Here is an 18,283-nt window from a genome sequence, read left to right on the forward strand (position 1 = left end):
AAGATGACCGACCTGACCAAGACCCCCGTCACCGTGATCACAGGCTTCCTTGGCGCGGGCAAGACCACGCTGATCCGGCACCTGATGCAGAACCCGCAGGGCAAGCGGCTTGCCGTTCTGGTCAACGAATTCGGCACCGTGGGCGTCGACGGCGACATCCTGAAATCCTGCGCGGATGAAAGCTGCCCGGTCGAGAACATCGTCGAGCTGTCGAATGGCTGCATCTGCTGCACCGTCGCCGACGACTTCATCCCGACGCTGGAAGCACTGATGGCCCTGCCCCGGAAGCCGGACCACATCCTGATCGAGACCTCGGGGCTGGCGCTGCCCAAGCCCTTGCTGAAGGCCTTCGACTGGCCTGCCATCCGTTCGCGCATCACCGTCGACGGCGTCATCACCCTGGCCGATGCCGAGGCGGTGGCCGCGGGCCGCTTTGCCCCGGACGAGGACGCAGTGCAGGCCCAGCGCGAGGCGGATGAAAGCCTGGACCACGAAACGCCGCTGTCCGAGGTATTCGAGGACCAGATCGCCTGCGCCGATCTTGTCCTGCTGACCAAGGCCGATCTGGCGGGAGAGGCCGGCCTTGCCGCCGCCCGCGCCGTGGTCGAGGCCGAGGCGCCGCGCAAGCTGCCGATTCTGTCCTTGTCCGAGGGTGTGATCGATCCGCGCGTGATCCTGGGCCTGAAGGCCGCCGCCGAAGATGACCTGTATGCCCGCCCCAGCCACCATGACGGCGCGGATGACCACGAGCATGACGATTTCGATTCCGTCGTGATCGACCTGCCCGAGATCGCCGATCCCGCCGACCTGTCGGATCGGATCGCCCGGCTGGCGCGTGAACGGAACATCCTGCGGGTCAAAGGCCATGTCGCCGTCGCGGGCAAACCCATGCGCCTGCTGGTGCAGGCCGTGGGTGCGCGGGTCCGCCACCAGTTCGACCGCCCCTGGGGCGACAGCCCGCGCCAGTCGCGCCTTGTCGTCATTGCCGAACATGACGACATCGACGAAGCCGCGATCCGGCACATCCTGACGGCCTGACCCATGCATGTCGTCTTCCGCGAAAGCCGTGGGCTTGAGGAGACCGAGGTTCCGACGGACCCCGGCCAGACCTCTGCCGACATGGTCGTGCTGTCCTTTTCGGACAGCGACCTTGGTGCTTTCGCGGCAGGCTGGCATCGGGGCGGGCTGCCCTCGCTTCGTCTGTGCAATCTTTCGGCCCTGCGCCACCCCCTGTCGGTCGACCAGTATTGCGAGACGGTCCTGTCCGGCGCGCGCGCCGTTCTGGTCCGCCTGATCGGGGGCGAGGGGTATTGGCCCTATGGCATCGCCAGCCTTCAGGATCTTGCCCGGCGGCGGGGCATCGCGCTGGCCATCCTGCCCGGCGACGGGCACGAGGACGCCACCCTCGACCGCCTCTCGACCCTGCCGGTGCCGGTGCTGCGCAGACTGGCCGCGCTTTGCGACAGTGGCGGCGCTGACGCGGCCCGCAGCGCGCTGGCCGTGTTGGCCGCATCCGCGGGACTGGACGGGCCAGAGGTCGCGGATGCGCCCACCGTCCCGACTTTTGGCTTCCATGATCCGGATGCCGGGATATTGGCCGCGCCACTTGTCGGGCCGCGCCCGGTTCTTGTCAGCTTCTACCGCAGCTATCTGACCAGCGCCGATCTTGACCCGGTCGACGCCCTGATCCGGGCGCTGCGGCAAGCGGGCTTTGCCGCGACCGGGGTCTTTGCCCCCTCGCTGAAATCCCCCGGTTTTGGGGAATGGCTTGCCCCGCACCTGCCCGGACTGGCCGCGGTGGTGAACATGACCGCGTTTTCGGCACGGGACGACGCTGGCGCGACGCCCTTTGACGGCGCGGATTTCCCGGTATTTCAGGTGGCGCTTGCCACCTCGACGCGCGATCTGTGGCTTGGGGAAGAGCGCGGGCTGTCCGCCGCCGATCTTGCCATGCATGTCGTCCTGCCCGAAATCGACGGACGGATCTTTCTGGGCGTGGTCAGCTTCAAGGCCACCCAGCCGCGCGATCCGGTCCTGCAATTCTCGCGCCAGATCCACAGGGCCGATCCGGCGCGCATCGCGGCGGCGGTGGCAAGGTTCGCGGGCTGGCACCGGCTGCGCGCGCCGGTGGCACAAGCGGCGGCACGGGCGGTGGTCTTGTCCACCTATCCCGGAAAGCCCCATCAGCTGGCGCATGCCGTCGGGCTGGACGCGCTGGCCTCGTGCGGCGCGATGCTGGGCATTCCACATCACGATCTTGGGCAGCGGCTGATGCGCGAACGCCTGGACTGGCCGCTTGCGGATTATTGCACCACGCTGGCAGCCCTTCCCCCCCGCCTGCAGGACGATCTGGCAAAGACCTGGGGCGATCCGGCGGCTGACCCTGCGGTGCAGGACGGGGTCTTCCGCTTTGCCGCGATCCGACACGGGGATGCGCTGGTCGCGCTGCAACCCGAAAGGGCCGAGGTCGCCACCCGGTCCGAGGACTATCACGACCTGATTCGCGTGCCCCGCCATGGCTATGTCGCCTTTCACCTGTGGCTACGGCAGCAGGTTCGGGTCATCATCCACATGGGCGCGCATGGTACGCTGGAATGGCTGCCCGGCAAGGCGGTGGCCCTGTCCGACGATTGCTGGCCCGAGGCGCTGCTGGGCGACCTGCCGGTGACCTATCCCTTCATCGTCAACGACCCCGGCGAGGCGGCGCAGGCCAAGCGTCGGCTTGGCGCGATCACGCTGGGCCACCTGCCCCCGCCTTTGGTCGATTCCGGCCTGCCGGAAACCCTTGCCGGGCTGGAACGCCTGCTGGACGAATATTCGACCGCCGACGGGCTGGACCCGCGCCGGCGCGACCGCCTGATCGGCGCGATCCGGGACGAGGCCCGTGCCGCCGGGATCGAAGCCGATCTTGGCCTGCCCGCCGACGCCTCGGCCGCCGAGGCAGTGCCCCGCATCGACCGCTTCCTGTGCGATCTCAAGGACAGCCGCTTTGGCCATGGCCTGCACGTCTATGGCAGCGGGGATTGCGGGACCGAGGAGCGCGAAGGTCTGGCCCGCGCAATGGCGGGGCTGCGCGTCGCACCCGGTCCGTCGGGCTCGCCCGCGCGCGGGCGCAGGGACGTGCTGCCGACCGGGCGCAACATGTTTGCCGTCGATCCGCGCGCCGTGCCCACGCGCGCGGCCCATGCGCAGGGTGTGAAGCTGGCGGCAGAGTTGTTGCGCCGCCACCTGCAGGATCACGGCTACTGGCCCCAAGGGCTGGTCGTCGACCTGTGGGGCAGCGCCACGATGCGCACCGCGGGCGAGGATTTCGCCATGGCGCTGCATCTGGCGGGACTTGCGCCGCGTTGGGATGCGACCTCGGGTCGCGTGACCGGGGTCGAGGCGTTGGCACTGGCCGAGCTTGGCCGGCCCCGGATCGACGTGACACTGCGCGTCTCGGGCCTGTTTCGTGACGTGTTTCCGGGTCTGGCCCAGATGTTCCAGACCGGGGCCGCGATGCTGGCCGCGCGGGACGAGCTGCCCGAGGACAACCCCTATCGATCCATCGCGCCGCGCGTCTTCGGTCCCCGACCCGGCCAATATGGTGTCGGCATCGGTGCACTGGCCGAAACCTTCACGCCCGAGGCCCGCCGCGCCGCGGGCGAGGCCTGGCTTGCCGCATCCGCGCACGCGATCGGTGCGGACGGACAGGTCCGCCACGCCCCCGACGCGATCCGCGCGCGGCTGGCGCAGGCGGATGCCTTTGTCCATGCGCAGGATCTGCCGGAAACCGACCTGCTGCTGGCCGCCGACCATGCCGCGCATGAGGCGGGCTTTGCCGCGGCAATGGCGCGGCTGGGGGCGCCCGCACCGGCGCTTTACCATCTCGACACGACCCGCCCCGACGCACCCCGCGCCCGCACCCTGTCCGAAGAGATCGCCCGCGTCACCCGCGCCCGCGCCGCGAACCCGGACTGGGCCGGCGGCATGATGGCCCACGGTTTTCGCGGTGCGGCCGAGATTGCGGCGACGCTGGACCACATGGCCGCCTTTGCCAATCTGGCGGGCGTGGTCCCCGGCCATCTGTTCGATCTGTACCATCGCGCGACGCTGGAACGCCCCGAGGTTGCGGCCTTCATGGCCCGCGAAAACCCCGCCGCGCTTGCCGCGATGCGGGACATGTTCGCGCGCCTGCTGGCATCGGGGCTGTGGGTCACGCGGCGGAACTCGGTCCATGCCGGGGGTGAGGAATGACGCCGCAGGTCAAGGGCTGGTGTCCGGGCGCGCTTCGCCCCATGCGGTCCGGCGACGGATTGATCCTGCGCATCCGGCCCCGGAATGGACGGCTGGAGGTCGGCCAGATTGCGGCGCTGGCGGAACTGTCGCAGCGCCACGGCAACGGGCTGATCGACTTGACCTCGCGCGCGAACCTGCAGCTTCGCGGGCTGGACGAACCGGGCCACCGGGCAGCGCTGGACGTGCTGGCGGGGATGGATCTGCTTGACGCCTCGCCGCGGGCCGAGGCGCGGCGGAACGTGATCCTGTCGCCACTTGCGCCATTGGACAGCCCCGCCTGGAGGATCGCGACGGCGCTTTCGGACCTGTTGTCGCGGGACGACGCGCCCGATCTGCCGGGCAAGTTCGGCTTCGCGGTCGATCATGGCGCACGGCTGCTGGAGGGCGCCCCCGCCGATATCCGCTTGTCGCCCGATGCGGATGCTGGCTGGCAGATCCGTCCAGATGGCGCGGCGTGGGTTCTGCGCGCCCCCTATGACAAGGCGGCAGACGTCGCGCTGGGGCTTGCCCGCTGGTTCGTCGCGCAGGGCGGATGCCCCGGTGGTCGCGGGCGGATGCGCGATCTGATCCGGCGGGGTCCTCCTCCCCCGTCGGGGGCGGTGCCGGGCGGGCGGACCTCGCCCGAGCCGGCACCGCAACCGGGTCCGGTGGCACAGGGCTGGCTGCTGGGCTTTGCCTTTGGCCAGATCACCGCCCCCCAGCTTGCCGCGATCAGCGCACCGGTGCGCCTGACGCCGTGGCGGATGCTGCTGGTCGAGGATGCCCGCCCCCCCGCGATTGCCGGCGCGATCACTGCGCCGGACGATCCCCTGATGCGGATCCACGCCTGCACGGGCGCGCCCGCCTGCCCCGAAGCGCGGGCCGACATGCGCGCGCTGGCCCGCAAGCTGGCCCCGCAGATGGGGACCGGCACACTGCATCTCAGCGGCTGCGCCAAGGGCTGCGCGCATCCGGGTCCTGCGGCCCGGGTGCTGGTGGCGCGGTCCCCCGATCATTTCGACCTTGTGCAGAATGGCCGGGCCAGCGACCCGCCCCTGCGCCGGGGACTGACCCTTGCCATGGCGGCGGGCCTTGTCGCCACGCCCGCCGACACACCCGATCTCAGCACGGACAGGACCATGCATCACTATGAAACCAATGGCGCGCGGATCTATCGCCAGTCCTTTGCAACCATCCGGGCCGAGGCGGATTTGGACCGCTTCGACCCCGACGAGGAACCCGTCGCCGTCCGCATGATCCATGCCGCGGGCCTTGTCGGGCTGGAACGCGAGATCGAATTCTCGCCCGGCATGGCGAGGGCGGCGCGCTTGGCCTTGCAGGGGGGGGCCGCGATCCTTTGCGATGCCCGCATGGTCAGTGAGGGGATCACCCGCAACCGCCTGCCCGCCGGGAACCGGGTCATCTGCACGCTGGGGGATCCGGGCGTCCCCGGACTGGCCGAGCGGATGGGGAACACACGTTCGGCCGCGGCGCTGGAATTGTGGCGAGCGGACCTGAAGGGCGCTGTCGTCGCCATCGGCAATGCCCCGACGGCGCTGTTTCACCTGCTGAACATGCTGCGTGATCCCACCTGCCCGCGGCCCGCCGCGATCATCGGTTGCCCGGTCGGATTTGTCGGGGCCGCCGAATCCAAGGCCGCGCTGATGCAGGATCTGCCCGTTCCCGCCCTGACCGTGCACGGGCGGCTGGGCGGCTCGGCCATCACGGTCGCGGCGATCAATGCGCTTGCCAGCCGACAGGAGGCATGATGGGCCGGATCATTTGCGCCGGGCTTGGCCCCGGCGACCCCGACCTGATCTCGGTCCGCGCGGATCGCGCCATCCGGAGCGCGCGCCAGATCGCCTATTTCCGCAAGAAGGGGCGACCCGGTCAGGCGCGCCGCATCGTCGAGGGAATGCTGCCCCCCGGCGTCGCGGAACATCCGATGGAATACCCGGTCACGACCGAGATCCCCTTCGACAGCCCCGAATACAACCGCCTGCTGTCCGCGTTTTACGACGAATGGACCGCAAGGCTGGCGGCACTGGCCGCGCAGGATGACATCGTCGTGCTGTGCGAAGGCGATCCGCTTTTCTACGGCTCGTTCATGCATCTGCAAACGCGGCTGGCCCCGATCGCAACGGTCGAGGTGATCCCCGGCATTCCCGGCATGACCGGCTGCTGGAACGCGATCGGAACGCCGATGACCTGGGGCGACGATGCGATGACCGTGCTGATGGGCACCCTGCCCGAGCACGAACTGGCCCGCCACATGCGCGCCGCCGACGCGATCGTGGTGATGAAGACCGGGCGCAACCTGCCCAAGATCGCCCGCGCACTGGCCCTGGCCGATCGTCTGGACGATGCCTGGCTGGTCGAGCGTGGCACCATGCCCAACCAACGGATGATGCCCCTGGCGGGGGCCGACCTTGCCGCCTGCCCCTATTTCGCGACGGTCCTTGTCCACGGGCGCGGACGCCGCCCCGCATCCGAGGCAGCGGAATGACCGGCTGGCTGGCCGTGGCAGGGCTGGGACCGGGCGACGCCGCCCTGGTCACGCCCGAGGTCGAAGCGGCATTGGCGCAGGCGACCGACATCGTGGGCTATGCCCCCTATGTCGCGCGCGTGCCCCCCCGGCCGGGGCTGACGCTGCATCCGTCGGACAACAGGGTCGAACTGGACCGGGCCGCGCTGGCGCTGGACATGGCCGCGCGGGGCGCACGGGTCGTCATCGTCTCGTCCGGGGATCCGGGGGTCTTTGCCATGGCCTCGGCCCTGTTCGAAACGCTGAAGACCCGGCCGGGCCATGATCCCGACATCCGCATCCTGCCCGGCATCACCGCAATGCTGGCCGCCGCCGCACGGCTTGGCGCGCCGCTGGGCCATGATTTCTGCGCGATCAACCTTTCCGACAACCTGAAGCCCTGGGATCTGGTCGAACGCCGCCTGCGGCTGGCGGCGCAGGCCGATTTCGCGATGGCGCTTTACAATCCGCGCTCGCGCGCAAGGCCGCAGCAATTCGCGCGCGCGCTGGAGATCCTGCGCGATGAATGCGGGGAAAAGCGGCTGATCTGCTTCGCCCGCGCTGTCACGACGCCAGAAGAGAGCCTGTCGACCCTGCCCCTGTCCGAGGCCCGGCCCGAGATGGCCGACATGCGCACGGTCGTGATCCTTGGCAACAGCGCCACCTGCCGCGTCGGGCGCTGGGTCTATACCCCGCGATCGGCATTGCCATGAAGCCAGTCCATCACCTCGACCGGGGTTGCGGCAAGTCGGCGCGGCGGCAGGTCGGGACGCCGGATCATGACGACCCCCAGCCCCAATTCGCGGGCGGCGACCAGCTTTGCCTGCGCCGCAGAGCCACCCGCATTCTTGGTGACGACATGACGGATGTCGTGGCGCCGCATCAGCTGGACATCCCCCGCCACCGTGAATGGCCCGCGCGACGCGATCAGCGTGGCCCCCGGCAGGGGATGCGCCGCCACCTCGGCAAAGCGCAAAAGCCAGCGCTGCCGGATGGCAAGGAAGGGCGCAAGATTCTGGCGGCCGATGGCCAGGAACACCCCCTCCCCATCGCCCGGCAGGGCAGCAGCGGCGGCAGGGAAATCAGCGACGTCTATCCAGTGGTCGCCGGGCTGCTCGACCCAGGCCGGACGCTCCAGCGCGATCAGGCCGCTGCCGATCAGGGCGCTCGCCGCCACCGCGTTCCGGCTGATCTGCGCGGCAAAGGGATGGGTCGCGTCGATCACATGGGTCACGGCCGTTTCGCGCAGGAACGCGGCCATGCCCTCGACCCCGCCGAACCCGCCGATCCGCATCGGCAGGGGCTGGCCGACCGGGGCGCTGGTCCGGCCCGCATAGGAATAGATCGCGTCGATCCCGGCCGCGGCCAGCAGGCGGGCCATGCTGCCCGCTTCCGTCGTCCCCCCCAACAGAAGGATGCGCATCTTGGCTGACCCCTGGCTTTCGATCATCGGACTGGGCGAGGATGGACCCGCCGGGCTTTGCCCCGCAAGCCGCGAGGCGCTGGAGGCAGCCGATATCGTCTTTGGTGCCCCCCGTCACCTGGCGCTGGCGGGCGTCGGCACGGGAGAGGTCTGGCCCGTTCCCTTCGACATCGCGCCGCTGCTCAGCCGGCGTGGGCGGCGGGTGGCCGCATTGGTTTCGGGCGATCCGTTCTGGCACGGCGCGGGGGGCGCGCTGGCGGCGGCGCTGGCACCGGGCGAATGGCGCGCCTTTCCGGTGCCGGGCACCTTCTCGCTGGCGGCGGCGCGGCTGGGCTGGCGACTTGAGGACGTCGCCTGCCTTGGCCTGCATGCCAGCCCATTTGCGCGCCTGCGCCCGGTCATGGCACGGGGCGCGCGCGCGATCTGCCTGATGCGCGACGGGGAAGCCCCGGCCGAGCTTGCCCGCTGGCTGACCCGCCACGGCCTGGGCGAGACGCAGATGATCGCGCTTGAATCGCTGGGCGGGCCGCGCGAGCGGATGCGCAAAAGCACGGCGGCGCGGTTCTCGCTGCCCTGCCGGTCCCCGGTCGCAGTTGCGCTGGATGGCAGTGCGCTGCCCGCCGGGACCGGCCTGCCGCATGGCTTCGGCCTGCCGGACGAGGTCTTCGCCCATGACGGGCAGATCACCCGCCGTGCCATCCGCGCGATGACGCTGGCCGCACTGTCGCCACGAGCGGGCGAAACCCTGTGGGACATCGGCGGCGGCTCGGGCTCGGTCGGGGTCGAATGGTGCCTGAATGGCGGTCGCGCCCTCAGCATCGAGCCACGTCCAGACCGGCAGGCGAACATCGCGACGAATATCGAGGCTTTCGGCCTGACCGGGCGGATGCGCCTTGTCCCCGGCACCGCGCCCGAGGCGCTGGCGGACTTGCCCTTGCCGGACGCGATCTTTGTCGGTGGCGGGGCGGATGCCGCGCTGTTCGATGCCCTTCCCCCCGCCCGGATCGTGGCCAATGCCGTCACGCTTGAGACCGAGACGCTGCTGGCCCAGCTTCACGCCGCGCGCGGGGGCAACCTGACCCGGATTTCACTGCAGGAAACCGCGCCGCTGGGCCGGATGCGCGGCTGGACCCCCTTACGAACCGTCACACAATGGAGCTTGCCATGAGAATTGCCGGACTGGGTTTCCGCAACGGCGCGACCCTTGCCTCGCTGCGCGAGGCGCTGGCCCGCGCCGGGCGGGCGGATGCGCTGGCGACCTGCGCCAGCAAGGCCCATGCCCCCGCATTGCAGGCGCTGGCGCGACACCTGGACCTGCCGCTGATGGCGGTGCCGGTCGCGGGGGTCGCGACCCCCACCCGCTCAAGTCGGGTCGAGGCGATGCATGGCACCGGGTCGGTCGCCGAGGCTGCGGCACTGGCCGCACTTGGCGCCGATGCGCGGATCGTCGTGCCCCGCGTCACCTCACGCGATGGCATGGCGACGGCGGCCATTGCCGAAGGAGATGCCCCGTGACCGTCCATTTCATCGGTGCGGGTCCGGGTGCGGCGGACCTTATTACGCTGCGCGGGCGCGATCTGATCGCGGCCTGCCCGGTCTGCCTTTACGCGGGATCGCTGGTTCCACGCGCGTTGCTGGACCATTGCCCACCCGGCGCACGCATCGTCGACACCGCCGCCCTGAGCCTCGATGACATCATGGCTGAGATCCGGGCGGCACATCAGGCAGGCCATGACGTGGCGCGACTGCATTCGGGCGACCTGTCGGTCTGGTCTGCGATGGGCGAGCAGCTTCGCCGCCTCCGGGCGCTTGGCATCCCCTATGACGTGACGCCCGGCGTTCCGTCCTTCGCGGCGGCGGCGGCGGCTTTGGGGGCTGAACTGACCCTGCCGGGGGTCGCGCAATCGGTGGTGCTGACGCGGACCTCGGGCCGCGCCTCGGCCATGCCCGAAGGCGAGACGCTGGCGGCCTTTGCCGCGACCGGCGCGACGCTGGCGATCCACCTGTCGATCCATGTCCTTGATCGCGTACGATCGGAGCTGCTGCCCCATTACGGACCCGACTGCCCGGTCGCGGTGATCTTTCGCGCAAGCTGGCCGGAACAGCGCATCCTGCGCACGACGCTGGCCGCGCTTGATCCGGCGATCGGGCGGGACGAGCGCACGGCGCTGATTCTGGTCGGGCGGGCGCTGGCCGCCGAAGGTTTCGACGAAAGCCGCCTTTACGCCGCCGATTACGACCGCCGCTTTCGCCCGGTCGGTGCCGCACCGCGATTCCCGGAATGAAGGGGCTGGTCATCAGCGCCCCTGCCTCGGGCAGCGGCAAGACCACGGTGACGCTGGGCCTGATCGCGGCGCTTCGGGCCCGGGGCTTGGTGATCCAGCCCTTCAAGAGCGGGCCGGATTACATCGACCCCGCCTTTCACCGCGCGGCGGCGGGGCGCGAATCCTTCAATCTCGACAGCTGGGCGATGGGTCCAGAGCAGATCGCGCATCTGGTCGGCAAGGCGGTCGGGGCCGACCTTGCGCTGGCCGAGGGTTCGATGGGGCTTTTCGACGGAGTTGCCCGCCGCGGCGGCGCGGGAAACGGTGCCAGCGCCGATATCGCCGCGCTGACCGGCTGGCCCGTCCTGCTGGTGCTGGACTGCCGCGGGCAGGCGCAATCCGTCGCTGCCATCGCCCTTGGCTTTCGCCAGATGCGGCGCGACCTGCGGCTGGCGGGGGTTGTGCTGAACCGCGTCGCCTCGGCCCGGCACGAGGCGCTGATGCGGCTGGCGCTGGACGCCGTGGCGATCCCGGTGCTGGGAGTCCTGCCCCGCGACGCTGGGATCGAGCTGCCCGAGCGGCACCTTGGGCTGGTTCAGGCGCGCGAACATGCCGCGCTGGACCTGCTTCTGTCGCGGGCAGGCGAATGCATGGCCCGCCACCTTGATCTGGACGCGATCCTCGCCGCGGCCGGCGGCGGTCTTGCGCCGCAGCCGCATCGTCCTTTGTCGCCGCCAGCCGGGCGCATTGCGCTGGCACAGGATGACGCTTTCTCGTTTGTCTATCCGCACCTGCTGGACGGCTGGCGCGCAGTCGGGGCCACGATCCTGCCATTCTCGCCCCTGGCGGATCAGGCGCCCGATGACAGTGCCGGGGCCTGCTGGCTGCCCGGAGGCTATCCCGAGCTTCATGCCGGTGCTCTTGCCGCCGCCGCGCGTTTCCGCGACGGGCTGGCGCGTTTCGCCCTGACGCGCCCGGTCCATGGTGAATGCGGCGGCTACATGGCTATGGGGGCGGGGCTTGTCGACGCGGCGGGCAAACGGCATCGCATGGCCGGGCTTTTGGGGATCGAGAGCAGCTATGCCAGTCGCCGGATGCATCTGGGCTATCGTCTGGCCACGCCGCTGGCGCCGCTGGCCGGAATCCATGCCGGGGTGCTGACCGGGCACGAGTTCCACTATGCCACCATTCTAGACCAACCCGACGCACCGCTGGCCCATGTCACCGATGCCGAGGGCGTTCCCGTTTCCGAAACCGGCTCGCGCCGCGGCAATGCCACCGGCAGCTTCTTCCACCTGATCGGGGAAAGACCATGATCGACCTGACCCTGATCGGCATCGGCACCGGAAGTCCCGGCCACCTGACCCGGCAGGCCATCGCCGCAATGCTGGATTCGGACCTGATCCTGATCCCCGACAAGGGCGAGGACAAGGCGGACCTGGCCTTCCTGCGCGAGGCGCTGTGCCGGCAGGTCCTGCCCAGCCCGCCGCCGCTGGCACGGTTTCCCATGCCCCGCCGCGATGATGCGCAGGGCTATCTGCCGGGGGTGCGAGACTGGCACGATGCCGTCGCCTGTTCCTGGCTGCAGGTGCTGGAAAGCCACCGCGCCAGCCGCCCCAGCCTGCTGATCTGGGGCGATCCGTCGCTTTACGACAGCAGCCTGCGCATTGCCCGCCACCTGTCGGCGCGCATGGCGCTGAACCTGCGCGTCATTCCGGGTATCACCGCGATCCAGGCGCTGTGCGCGGCCCATGCGATTCCCCTGAACGACCTTGGCCAGCCGGTGATCGTCACCACCGGACGCAGGCTGCGGGATCAGGGCTGGCCATCGGGCGCGGACAGGATCGTGGTGCTGCTGGACGGAGAATGCTCGTTTGACCGGCTGGACCCTTTGGGGGTGACGATCTGGTGGGGGGCCTATCTGGGAATGCCGCAGCAGATCCTGCATTCTGGTCCTCTGGCGCAGGCTGGGCCAGAGATCACGCGCATCCGGGCCCGCGCCCGTGCCGCGCATGGCTGGATCATGGACAGCTACCTGCTGGCCCGCCCCTGAAAAGGTGGCCGCCGTCCTTGCGTCGCGTGGAGGGAGGAGAGACGCGGTAAGAACGGCGGCGCTGCCATGAAGAACCCCGTGCGGCGCGGGGTGACAGGGATGCGGCCCCGTCCATTTCAGGTTGCGCCGCAGTGCAGAACAACTCAACGCCAATCCGGTATTGTCGGCTGTATGGACAGCCTCTGCTTGTTTCAGCGCCAGTCCGGCCCGCCCGATGGGCGAAAATCTCGCAAGATCGCAAGCAAGACCAACGCCCAAGCCGATGTGATCACGCAAATGGCACCAACGGTCCGATTGGCAGAATCCAAGGCCTGTGCAACTCTGGCGGCGCGAGCCACGTGCAGCCCAACGCCACACAAAGGACAGACGACATGCGCCAGATCCTGACCGCCGCCTCCCTTGCCGCGCTTTCCCTGCTTCAACCTCTGGCCGCGATGGCCGATGACGACGCCATCGAACAGGCGATCGAGGCCCGCCACGGCTTTTACAACATGCTTGCCATCAACATGGCGACCCTGTCCGGCATGGCCAAGGGCGACATCGCCTATGACGAGGCCGTGGCCAGCCGCGCCGGCGCCAATATCGAGGCGCTGACCCATTACGACCTGCCCAGCCTGTTCATCGAAGGCAGCGCCCATGGCCAGGCCGAGGACAGCGCCGCCAAGCCCGAGATCTGGACCAACCTGGACGATTTCAAATCCAAGTTCGCCGGCCTGGTCGAGGCCGCCACCGGCGCTTCCGAGGCGGTGAAGGGCGGGCAGGACAAGGTCGGCCCGGTGGTCGGCAAGCTGGGCGCTGCCTGCAAGGCCTGCCACGACGTCTATCGCGAAAAAAGCTGATGGCGGGGTCCGCCCCCCGACCCGCGCCTGACGACCCGGTGCAAGAGGTCGCGCTGTGGGATCCGCTGCTGCGCGGGTTCCACTGGACGCTTGCGCTGTTCGTGTCGCTGGGCTGGTGTCTGGGGCAATTCGGCCCGGCCAAGATGACGCTGCATTTCTGGTGCGGCTATGTCGTGATCGGGCTTCTGCTCTTTCGGCTTGTCTGGGGATTCATCGGGCCCGCACCGGCACGGTTTTCGCATTTCCTGCGCGGACCCGGGGCGGTCGCGGGATACATGCGGGGCATCTTCCTGCGCGAACCCAGCCATTGGCCCGGCCACAATCCGCTGGGCGCGCTTTCCGTCATCGCCATGCTGGCGGTGCTGGCCGCGCAGGTTTCAAGCGGGCTGATCTCGGACCCGGACGATTACATCAATATCGGCCCGCTGGCCGGCTATGTCAGCCCGGCGCTGCGAGCCAAGGCAGTCGGCTGGCACGAGGTCGGGGCCAATCTGGTCCTGATCCTGGTGCTTCTGCATGTCGCGATGATCCTGTTCTATCGCTTCTGGAAGCGCGAGGATCTGGTCCGGCCGATGCTGACCGGGCGCAAACAGGTGCGTGATCGCGGGACAGACTGATTGAGCGAATCGCCGCTGCATGCGACCCTGAAGATGCGAACTGCGCACGGATGGCGCCCGATTTCGCCGACCGTGTTTCCCCGCCCTTTCAAGGAGCACGACGACATGACCAAGATCATTGCCGCCGCAGCACTGATCCTGTCCGTGGCAGCTCTGCCAGCAATGGCCTGCCCCTACAGCAAGGCAAAAGCCGATCAGTCCGCTTCGACCACGACGGCCCCGGATGGCACGACGATCATCCTGAAGCCCAAAGCGAACAGCTAAGCGACGGCGGAAAAGTGAAACGGGGCCGGTTCGACCGGCCCCGATTTCAGTTGAACCTGTTGTCCCGCGGGAAGCCGCGCGGTGCCATGTAACCCGCGCCCGCGCGCTTGCCCAACCATTCGGTCAGGTCGGGTTCGCTGCGGGTGCGCCCACCGCTTTCCTGCCAACGCAGGCCGTCGGCCAGCGTGATGCAGATCGCGTCGGACAGGCCACCATCCTTGAACTTCTGCAGGCGCACGCCCTTGCCGCGTCCCATCTCGGGCAGCTCGTCCAGCGGGAAGACCAGCATCTTGCGGTTTTCGCCCACGGTGACGACATGGTCGCCCGTGACCGGGCGGCACAGCAGCGCATCGCCGTTCAGCACCTGCTTGCCGGCGCGGGTCTGGGCCAGGATGTCCGGCGCGCCGACGATGAACCCGTCCCCCGCTTTCGACGCGACAAGATAGCGGGTCCCGTCGCGCCACGGGAACATGTCGATCACCGCGGCATCATTCGGCAGGTCGATCATCAGCCGCAGCGGCTCGCCCATGCCGCGCCCGCCGGGCAGATTGTTCGCCGGCAGGGTATAGAATCGTCCGTTCGCGCCATAGACCATCAGCTTGTCTGTGGTCTCGGCATGAAGTGCCAGGAACGGCCCGTCGCCATCCTTGAACTTCACCTCGGCATCCAGCGGCTGGTGGCCCTTCATCGCACGGATCCAGCCCATCTTGGACAGGATGACGGTGATCGGCTCGCGCTCGATCATCGAATCCATGTCGATCTCGGCCACTTCGCCGGTTTCGCCGATCTCGGTCCGGCGCAAACCGCCGGGGGCCGACTTGCCGAACTTGCCGCGGGTCTCGCGCAGCTCTTCGGCGATCTTCGCCCATTGGCTGCTTTCGTCGGCCAGCATGGCGGCCAGACCCTCGCGTTCCCTTGTCAGGTTCTCATGCTCGGCGCGAAGCTCGATTTCCTCAAGCCTGCGCAAGGCACGCAGGCGCATGTTCAGGATCGCCTCGACCTGGACTTCGGACAGCTTGAACTCGGCGATCATCACCGCCTTGGGATCATCCTCGAAGCGGATGATCTCGATCACGCGGTCAAGGTTCAGGAAGGCGATCATATAGCCTTCCAGCACCTCAAGCCGCGCCGCGATCTTGTCCAGCCGGAAGTTCGCACGCCGCACCAGCACGTCGCGCCGGTGGTCCAGGAAGGCGCGCAGCACCTCTTTCAGCGAACAGACCTTGGGCACGCGGCCGTCGATCAGGACGTTCATGTTCAGCCCGAAACGGATTTCCAGGTCCGAAACGCGGAACAGGGCCGCCATCAACTGCTCGGGGTCGACGTTGCGGGCGCGCGGCTCCAGCACGATGCGCACATCCTCGGCCGATTCGTCGCGGACATCGGCAAGGATCGGCACCTTCTTCAGCTGGATCACCTCGGCCAGCCGCTCGATCAGCTTGGATTTCTGGACCTGATAGGGGATCTCGGTCACGACGACCTGCCAGATGCCCCGACCCAGATCCTCGACCGACCAGCGCGCGCGCAGGCGCAGGCTGCCACGGCCAGTGCGGTATGCCTCGGCGATGGTCTCGCGGCTTTCGACCAGAACGCCGCCCGTCGGAAAATCGGGACCGGGCATGATCGAGATCAGCGTGTCGTCGCGGGCATCCGGCGACTTGATCAGGTGCAGGCAGGCGTCGATGACTTCGTGCAGGTTGTGCGGGGGCACGTTCGTCGCCATCCCGACCGCGATGCCGCTGGCGCCGTTGCACAGCAGGTTCGGGAAGGCCGCGGGCAGCACGATCGGTTCTTCCAGCGTACCGTCATAGTTCGGGCGGAAATCGACCGCATTCTCGGCCAGCCCCTCCATCAGGGCCTCGGCGCTCGCGGTCAGGCGGGCTTCGGTATAGCGGCTGGCGGCCGGGTTGTCGCCGTCGATATTGCCGAAGTTTCCCTGCCCGTCGACCAGCGGATAACGCATGGCAAAGGGCTGCGCCAAACGCGCCATCGCGTCATAGATCGCGGCATCGCCATGCGGGTGATAGTTCCCCATCACGTCGCCGGTAATCTTGGCGGATTTCCGGAACGCACCCGTCGGCGAAAGCCTCAGTTCGCGCATCGCGTAAAGGATGCGGCGATGGACCGGCTTCAGCCCGTCGCGTGCATCGGGCAGCGCCCGGTGCATGATCGTGCTGAGCGCATAGGTCAGGTAACGCTCGCCAATGGCGCGCGACAAGGGTTCGGAGCTGGTCTGATCCGCATTCGGATCGGGGATGTTCGGATCGTCGGACATGTCCGGTTGAATATTCCTGCGCGCGCCGTCGGTCCAGCCGGAAATGCGCGTATTGCGCGAGCGCGCCGCTTGTCGCAGAACCGTCCCGGCAACAGGGGGCCATGCATGAAAACCGTTCTGATCACCGGCTGTTCATCGGGCATCGGACTGGATGCCGCCAGGCACATGCGGACGCGGGGCTGGCGCGTGATTGCCACCTGCCGCAAGCCCGAGGATCTGGCCGCCCGCCGTGACGAAGGCTTCGACGCCATCCACCTGGAACTTTCTGATGAAGACAACGTGGCCCGCGCGGCGGATGAGGCACTGGCGTTGGGGCGCATCGACGCGCTGGTGAACAACGCCGCCTTCGCGATTCCCGGTGCGGCCGAGGATCTGCCCCGCGGCGCCCTGCGCTCGATCTTCGAGGCGAACCTGTTCGGCACCCATGACCTGACCCGCCGCCTGCTGCCGCAATTCCGCGAACATGGCGGGCGCGTGGTCAACATCAGCTCGGTTCTCGGCCTTGTCGGCATCCCTTGGCGCGGTGCCTATGTCGCGACGAAATTCGCGCTTGAAGGGCTGACCGACGTGATGCGCGTCGAGATGGCCGACACCCCGGTCAAGTTCATCCTGATCGAGCCCGGACCGATCGGCACCCGAATCCGCCTGAACTCGATCCCGCATTTCGAAGCCTGGATCGACTGGCGGTCCAGTCCGAGGGCCGAGCAGTATCGCCGCGTGCTGCTGAAACGCCTGTATGAACCGGGCGCGAAAAAGGACCGCTTCGAACTGCCTCCGGCGGCAGTCAGTGCCCGGATCGCGCAGGCGCTGGAAAGCCCGAACCCGCGCCCGCGCTATTACGTCACCACGCCCACCCATGTTTCGGGAATCGGCCGCAGGCTGCTTTCCACGCGCGCACTGGACTGGTTTGCACGCCGCAGCTAGTCTTCCCGAGAAAGGCTTCAAGATGCACGACAAACCCCTGCTAATCCTGCTGGCGATCTGCTGCCTCGCCGTCCTCGTGATCCTCACGACGGGTATCGGCGGCTTTGCCAAGGGCGGCGAATTCAACCGCAAGCACGGCAACCGCCTGATGCGCTGGCGCATCATCGCGCAGGCGGTCGCGATCGTCGTGTTCCTGCTGTATCTTTGGGCAAGGAGCCGCTGATGGTTGTCCTGAACCGCATCTATACCCGCACCGGCGACAAGGGCGAAACCGCGCTGTCGAACGGCGAACGCGTTCCCAAGCACGGCCTGCGGGTCGAAGCCTATGGGTCGGTCGACGAACTGAACGCCACGCTGGGTCTTGCGCGATTGCATGCCGAAGGCGAGATGGCCGCGCGGCTTTCGGTGATTCAGAACGACCTGTTCGACCTTGGCGCGGACCTGTCCCGCCCCCGGATGCATGAGGATGCCGAGGCCCCCTATCCCGTTCTGCGCATCATCGACAGCCAGGTCGATCGGCTGGAATCAGAGATCGACGGCATGAATGCAGCGCTGGCACCACTGCGCAGCTTCATCCTGCCGGGTGGCAGCGCGCTGTCCGCGCATCTGCACCTGTGCCGGACAGTCGCCCGCCGGGCCGAACGTGGGGCCGTGGCGCTGGCCGCGGCCGAGGACGCCAACCCCGCCGCGGTGAAATACCTCAACCGCCTGTCGGACTGGCTCTTCGTTGCGGCCCGCGTCGCCAATGAAAACGGCGCGCAGGACATCCTGTGGGTGCCGGGCGCCAGCCGTTAGCGACATCGGCGCGGGATCGTTGCGAAACGACGCGACGGCGTCGTTTTT

The 18,283-nt window shown here is 68.6% G+C and carries 18 protein-coding genes and 1 pseudogene; 17 read left to right on the forward strand and 2 right to left on the reverse strand.

The window, feature by feature from the left end:
* The first annotated feature begins 3 nt into the window (after positions 1 to 3).
* The 6 genes and pseudogenes from cobW to cobJ all read left to right on the forward strand — a co-directional run bounded on the left by cobW (position 4) and on the right by cobJ (position 7,494).
* On the forward strand, positions 4 to 1,038 hold the full coding sequence (cobW, locus tag ACO2Q4_RS18270; protein ID WP_423321034.1) for a cobalamin biosynthesis protein CobW: 1,035 nt from the start codon (positions 4 to 6) through the stop codon (positions 1,036 to 1,038).
* A 3-nt stretch (positions 1,039 to 1,041) separates the two neighbouring features.
* Complete coding sequence (gene cobN / locus ACO2Q4_RS18275) at positions 1,042 to 4,236, forward strand: cobaltochelatase subunit CobN (protein ID WP_423321036.1); 3,195 nt, start codon at positions 1,042 to 1,044, stop codon at positions 4,234 to 4,236.
* Positions 4,233 to 5,252: pseudogene (locus ACO2Q4_RS18280) on the forward strand (precorrin-3B synthase); the annotation flags it as partial. The gene cobN and the pseudogene ACO2Q4_RS18280, both read left to right, overlap by 4 nt.
* A gap of 144 nt (positions 5,253 to 5,396) precedes the next feature.
* The gene (locus ACO2Q4_RS18285; protein ID WP_423321106.1) at positions 5,397 to 6,026 is read left to right on the forward strand and encodes a precorrin-8X methylmutase; all 630 of its coding nucleotides are present in this window, start codon (positions 5,397 to 5,399) and stop codon (positions 6,024 to 6,026) included.
* Positions 6,026 to 6,763, forward strand: a complete 738-nt coding sequence (gene cobI, locus ACO2Q4_RS18290; protein ID WP_395131431.1) for a precorrin-2 C(20)-methyltransferase — start codon at positions 6,026 to 6,028, stop codon at positions 6,761 to 6,763. Before ACO2Q4_RS18285 ends, cobI begins: the two co-directional genes overlap by 1 nt.
* Positions 6,760 to 7,494: a precorrin-3B C(17)-methyltransferase gene (gene cobJ / locus ACO2Q4_RS18295; RefSeq protein ID WP_311757731.1), complete on the forward strand. Its 735-nt coding sequence runs from the start codon at positions 6,760 to 6,762 to the stop codon at positions 7,492 to 7,494. Before cobI ends, cobJ begins: the two co-directional genes overlap by 4 nt.
* On the opposite strand, the gene ACO2Q4_RS18300 is transcribed toward cobJ, so the two are convergent.
* Entirely contained in the window at positions 7,467 to 8,204 is a 738-nt protein-coding gene (locus ACO2Q4_RS18300; protein ID WP_423321039.1) for a cobalt-precorrin-6A reductase, read from the reverse strand. The genes cobJ and ACO2Q4_RS18300 overlap by 28 nt on opposite strands.
* 1 nt (position 8,205) lies before the next feature.
* Here ACO2Q4_RS18300 and cbiE point away from each other — a divergent pair, with 1 nt between their 5' ends.
* The 8 genes from cbiE (at position 8,206) to ACO2Q4_RS18340 (ending at position 14,241) form a co-directional block, all read left to right on the forward strand.
* Positions 8,206 to 9,372, forward strand: coding sequence for a precorrin-6y C5,15-methyltransferase (decarboxylating) subunit CbiE (gene cbiE, locus ACO2Q4_RS18305; protein ID WP_395131439.1), 1,167 nt, complete (start codon positions 8,206 to 8,208; stop codon positions 9,370 to 9,372).
* On the forward strand, positions 9,369 to 9,719 hold the full coding sequence (locus tag ACO2Q4_RS18310; protein ID WP_311757734.1) for a cobalamin biosynthesis protein: 351 nt from the start codon (positions 9,369 to 9,371) through the stop codon (positions 9,717 to 9,719). The genes cbiE and ACO2Q4_RS18310 overlap by 4 nt, the downstream gene beginning before the upstream one ends.
* Positions 9,716 to 10,489 carry a precorrin-4 C(11)-methyltransferase gene (gene cobM / locus ACO2Q4_RS18315; RefSeq protein ID WP_423321041.1) on the forward strand — a complete coding sequence of 258 codons (774 nt, stop codon included), beginning with the start codon at positions 9,716 to 9,718 and terminating at the stop codon, positions 10,487 to 10,489. The genes ACO2Q4_RS18310 and cobM overlap by 4 nt, the downstream gene beginning before the upstream one ends.
* Positions 10,486 to 11,784, forward strand: a complete 1,299-nt coding sequence (locus tag ACO2Q4_RS18320) for a cobyrinate a,c-diamide synthase (RefSeq protein ID WP_423321043.1) — start codon at positions 10,486 to 10,488, stop codon at positions 11,782 to 11,784. The genes cobM and ACO2Q4_RS18320 overlap by 4 nt, the downstream gene beginning before the upstream one ends.
* Positions 11,781 to 12,521: a precorrin-6A synthase (deacetylating) gene (cobF, locus tag ACO2Q4_RS18325; RefSeq protein ID WP_423321045.1), complete on the forward strand. Its 741-nt coding sequence runs from the start codon at positions 11,781 to 11,783 to the stop codon at positions 12,519 to 12,521. Before ACO2Q4_RS18320 ends, cobF begins: the two co-directional genes overlap by 4 nt.
* A 371-nt stretch (positions 12,522 to 12,892) precedes the next feature.
* Positions 12,893 to 13,360 carry a c-type cytochrome gene (locus ACO2Q4_RS18330; RefSeq protein WP_311757738.1) on the forward strand — a complete coding sequence of 156 codons (468 nt, stop codon included), beginning with the start codon at positions 12,893 to 12,895 and terminating at the stop codon, positions 13,358 to 13,360.
* The gene (locus ACO2Q4_RS18335; protein ID WP_311757739.1) at positions 13,360 to 13,977 is read left to right on the forward strand and encodes a cytochrome b/b6 domain-containing protein; all 618 of its coding nucleotides are present in this window, start codon (positions 13,360 to 13,362) and stop codon (positions 13,975 to 13,977) included. Before ACO2Q4_RS18330 ends, ACO2Q4_RS18335 begins: the two co-directional genes overlap by 1 nt.
* Before the next feature lie 105 nt (positions 13,978 to 14,082).
* Positions 14,083 to 14,241: a hypothetical protein gene (locus tag ACO2Q4_RS18340; RefSeq protein ID WP_311757740.1), complete on the forward strand. Its 159-nt coding sequence runs from the start codon at positions 14,083 to 14,085 to the stop codon at positions 14,239 to 14,241.
* A 46-nt stretch (positions 14,242 to 14,287) separates the two neighbouring features.
* Here the strand turns inward: ACO2Q4_RS18340 and parC are convergent, their stop codons facing one another.
* A complete protein-coding gene (parC, locus tag ACO2Q4_RS18345; protein WP_311757741.1) occupies positions 14,288 to 16,516 on the reverse strand; it encodes a DNA topoisomerase IV subunit A in 2,229 nt (742 codons plus the stop codon).
* Positions 16,517 to 16,621: 105 nt separating this feature from the next.
* Between parC and ACO2Q4_RS18350 the strand changes: the two genes are divergently transcribed.
* Genes ACO2Q4_RS18350 through ACO2Q4_RS18360 form a run of 3 tightly spaced genes read left to right on the forward strand, consistent with a single transcriptional unit; the run spans position 16,622 to position 18,235 of the window.
* The gene (locus tag ACO2Q4_RS18350; RefSeq protein WP_311757742.1) at positions 16,622 to 17,440 is read left to right on the forward strand and encodes an SDR family NAD(P)-dependent oxidoreductase; all 819 of its coding nucleotides are present in this window, start codon (positions 16,622 to 16,624) and stop codon (positions 17,438 to 17,440) included.
* A 22-nt stretch (positions 17,441 to 17,462) separates the two neighbouring features.
* On the forward strand, positions 17,463 to 17,663 hold the full coding sequence (locus ACO2Q4_RS18355; RefSeq protein WP_311757743.1) for a twin transmembrane helix small protein: 201 nt from the start codon (positions 17,463 to 17,465) through the stop codon (positions 17,661 to 17,663).
* Entirely contained in the window at positions 17,663 to 18,235 is a 573-nt protein-coding gene (locus tag ACO2Q4_RS18360) for a cob(I)yrinic acid a,c-diamide adenosyltransferase (protein WP_395131459.1), read from the forward strand. Before ACO2Q4_RS18355 ends, ACO2Q4_RS18360 begins: the two co-directional genes overlap by 1 nt.
* Positions 18,236 to 18,283: the final 48 nt, after the last annotated feature.

The sequence above is a fragment of the Paracoccus sp. KR1-242 genome (assembly GCF_049446195.1).
GTDB lineage: Bacteria > Pseudomonadota > Alphaproteobacteria > Rhodobacterales > Rhodobacteraceae > Paracoccus > Paracoccus broussonetiae.

Excerpts from the sequence above, each read along its gene's own strand:
- cobF (WP_423321045.1), top strand. The coding sequence starts at position 11,781 with ATGATCGACCTGACCCTGATCGGCATCGGCACCGGAAGTCCCGGCCAC.
- cobW (WP_423321034.1), top strand. The coding sequence starts at position 4 with ATGACCGACCTGACCAAGACCCCCGTCACCGTGATCACAGGCTTCCTT.
- ACO2Q4_RS18340 (WP_311757740.1), top strand. The coding sequence starts at position 14,083 with ATGACCAAGATCATTGCCGCCGCAGCACTGATCCTGTCCGTGGCAGCT.
- ACO2Q4_RS18320 (WP_423321043.1), top strand. The coding sequence starts at position 10,486 with ATGAAGGGGCTGGTCATCAGCGCCCCTGCCTCGGGCAGCGGCAAGACC.
- ACO2Q4_RS18355 (WP_311757743.1), top strand. The coding sequence starts at position 17,463 with ATGCACGACAAACCCCTGCTAATCCTGCTGGCGATCTGCTGCCTCGCC.
- ACO2Q4_RS18285 (WP_423321106.1), top strand. The coding sequence starts at position 5,397 with ATGCATCACTATGAAACCAATGGCGCGCGGATCTATCGCCAGTCCTTT.
- ACO2Q4_RS18300 (WP_423321039.1), bottom strand. The coding sequence starts at position 8,204 with ATGCGCATCCTTCTGTTGGGGGGGACGACGGAAGCGGGCAGCATGGCC.
- parC (WP_311757741.1), bottom strand. The coding sequence starts at position 16,516 with ATGTCCGACGATCCGAACATCCCCGATCCGAATGCGGATCAGACCAGC.
- ACO2Q4_RS18330 (WP_311757738.1), top strand. The coding sequence starts at position 12,893 with ATGCGCCAGATCCTGACCGCCGCCTCCCTTGCCGCGCTTTCCCTGCTT.
- ACO2Q4_RS18310 (WP_311757734.1), top strand. The coding sequence starts at position 9,369 with ATGAGAATTGCCGGACTGGGTTTCCGCAACGGCGCGACCCTTGCCTCG.
- cobJ (WP_311757731.1), top strand. The coding sequence starts at position 6,760 with ATGACCGGCTGGCTGGCCGTGGCAGGGCTGGGACCGGGCGACGCCGCC.
- cobI (WP_395131431.1), top strand. The coding sequence starts at position 6,026 with ATGGGCCGGATCATTTGCGCCGGGCTTGGCCCCGGCGACCCCGACCTG.
- ACO2Q4_RS18335 (WP_311757739.1), top strand. The coding sequence starts at position 13,360 with ATGGCGGGGTCCGCCCCCCGACCCGCGCCTGACGACCCGGTGCAAGAG.
- cobN (WP_423321036.1), top strand. The coding sequence starts at position 1,042 with ATGCATGTCGTCTTCCGCGAAAGCCGTGGGCTTGAGGAGACCGAGGTT.
- ACO2Q4_RS18360 (WP_395131459.1), top strand. The coding sequence starts at position 17,663 with ATGGTTGTCCTGAACCGCATCTATACCCGCACCGGCGACAAGGGCGAA.
- ACO2Q4_RS18350 (WP_311757742.1), top strand. The coding sequence starts at position 16,622 with ATGAAAACCGTTCTGATCACCGGCTGTTCATCGGGCATCGGACTGGAT.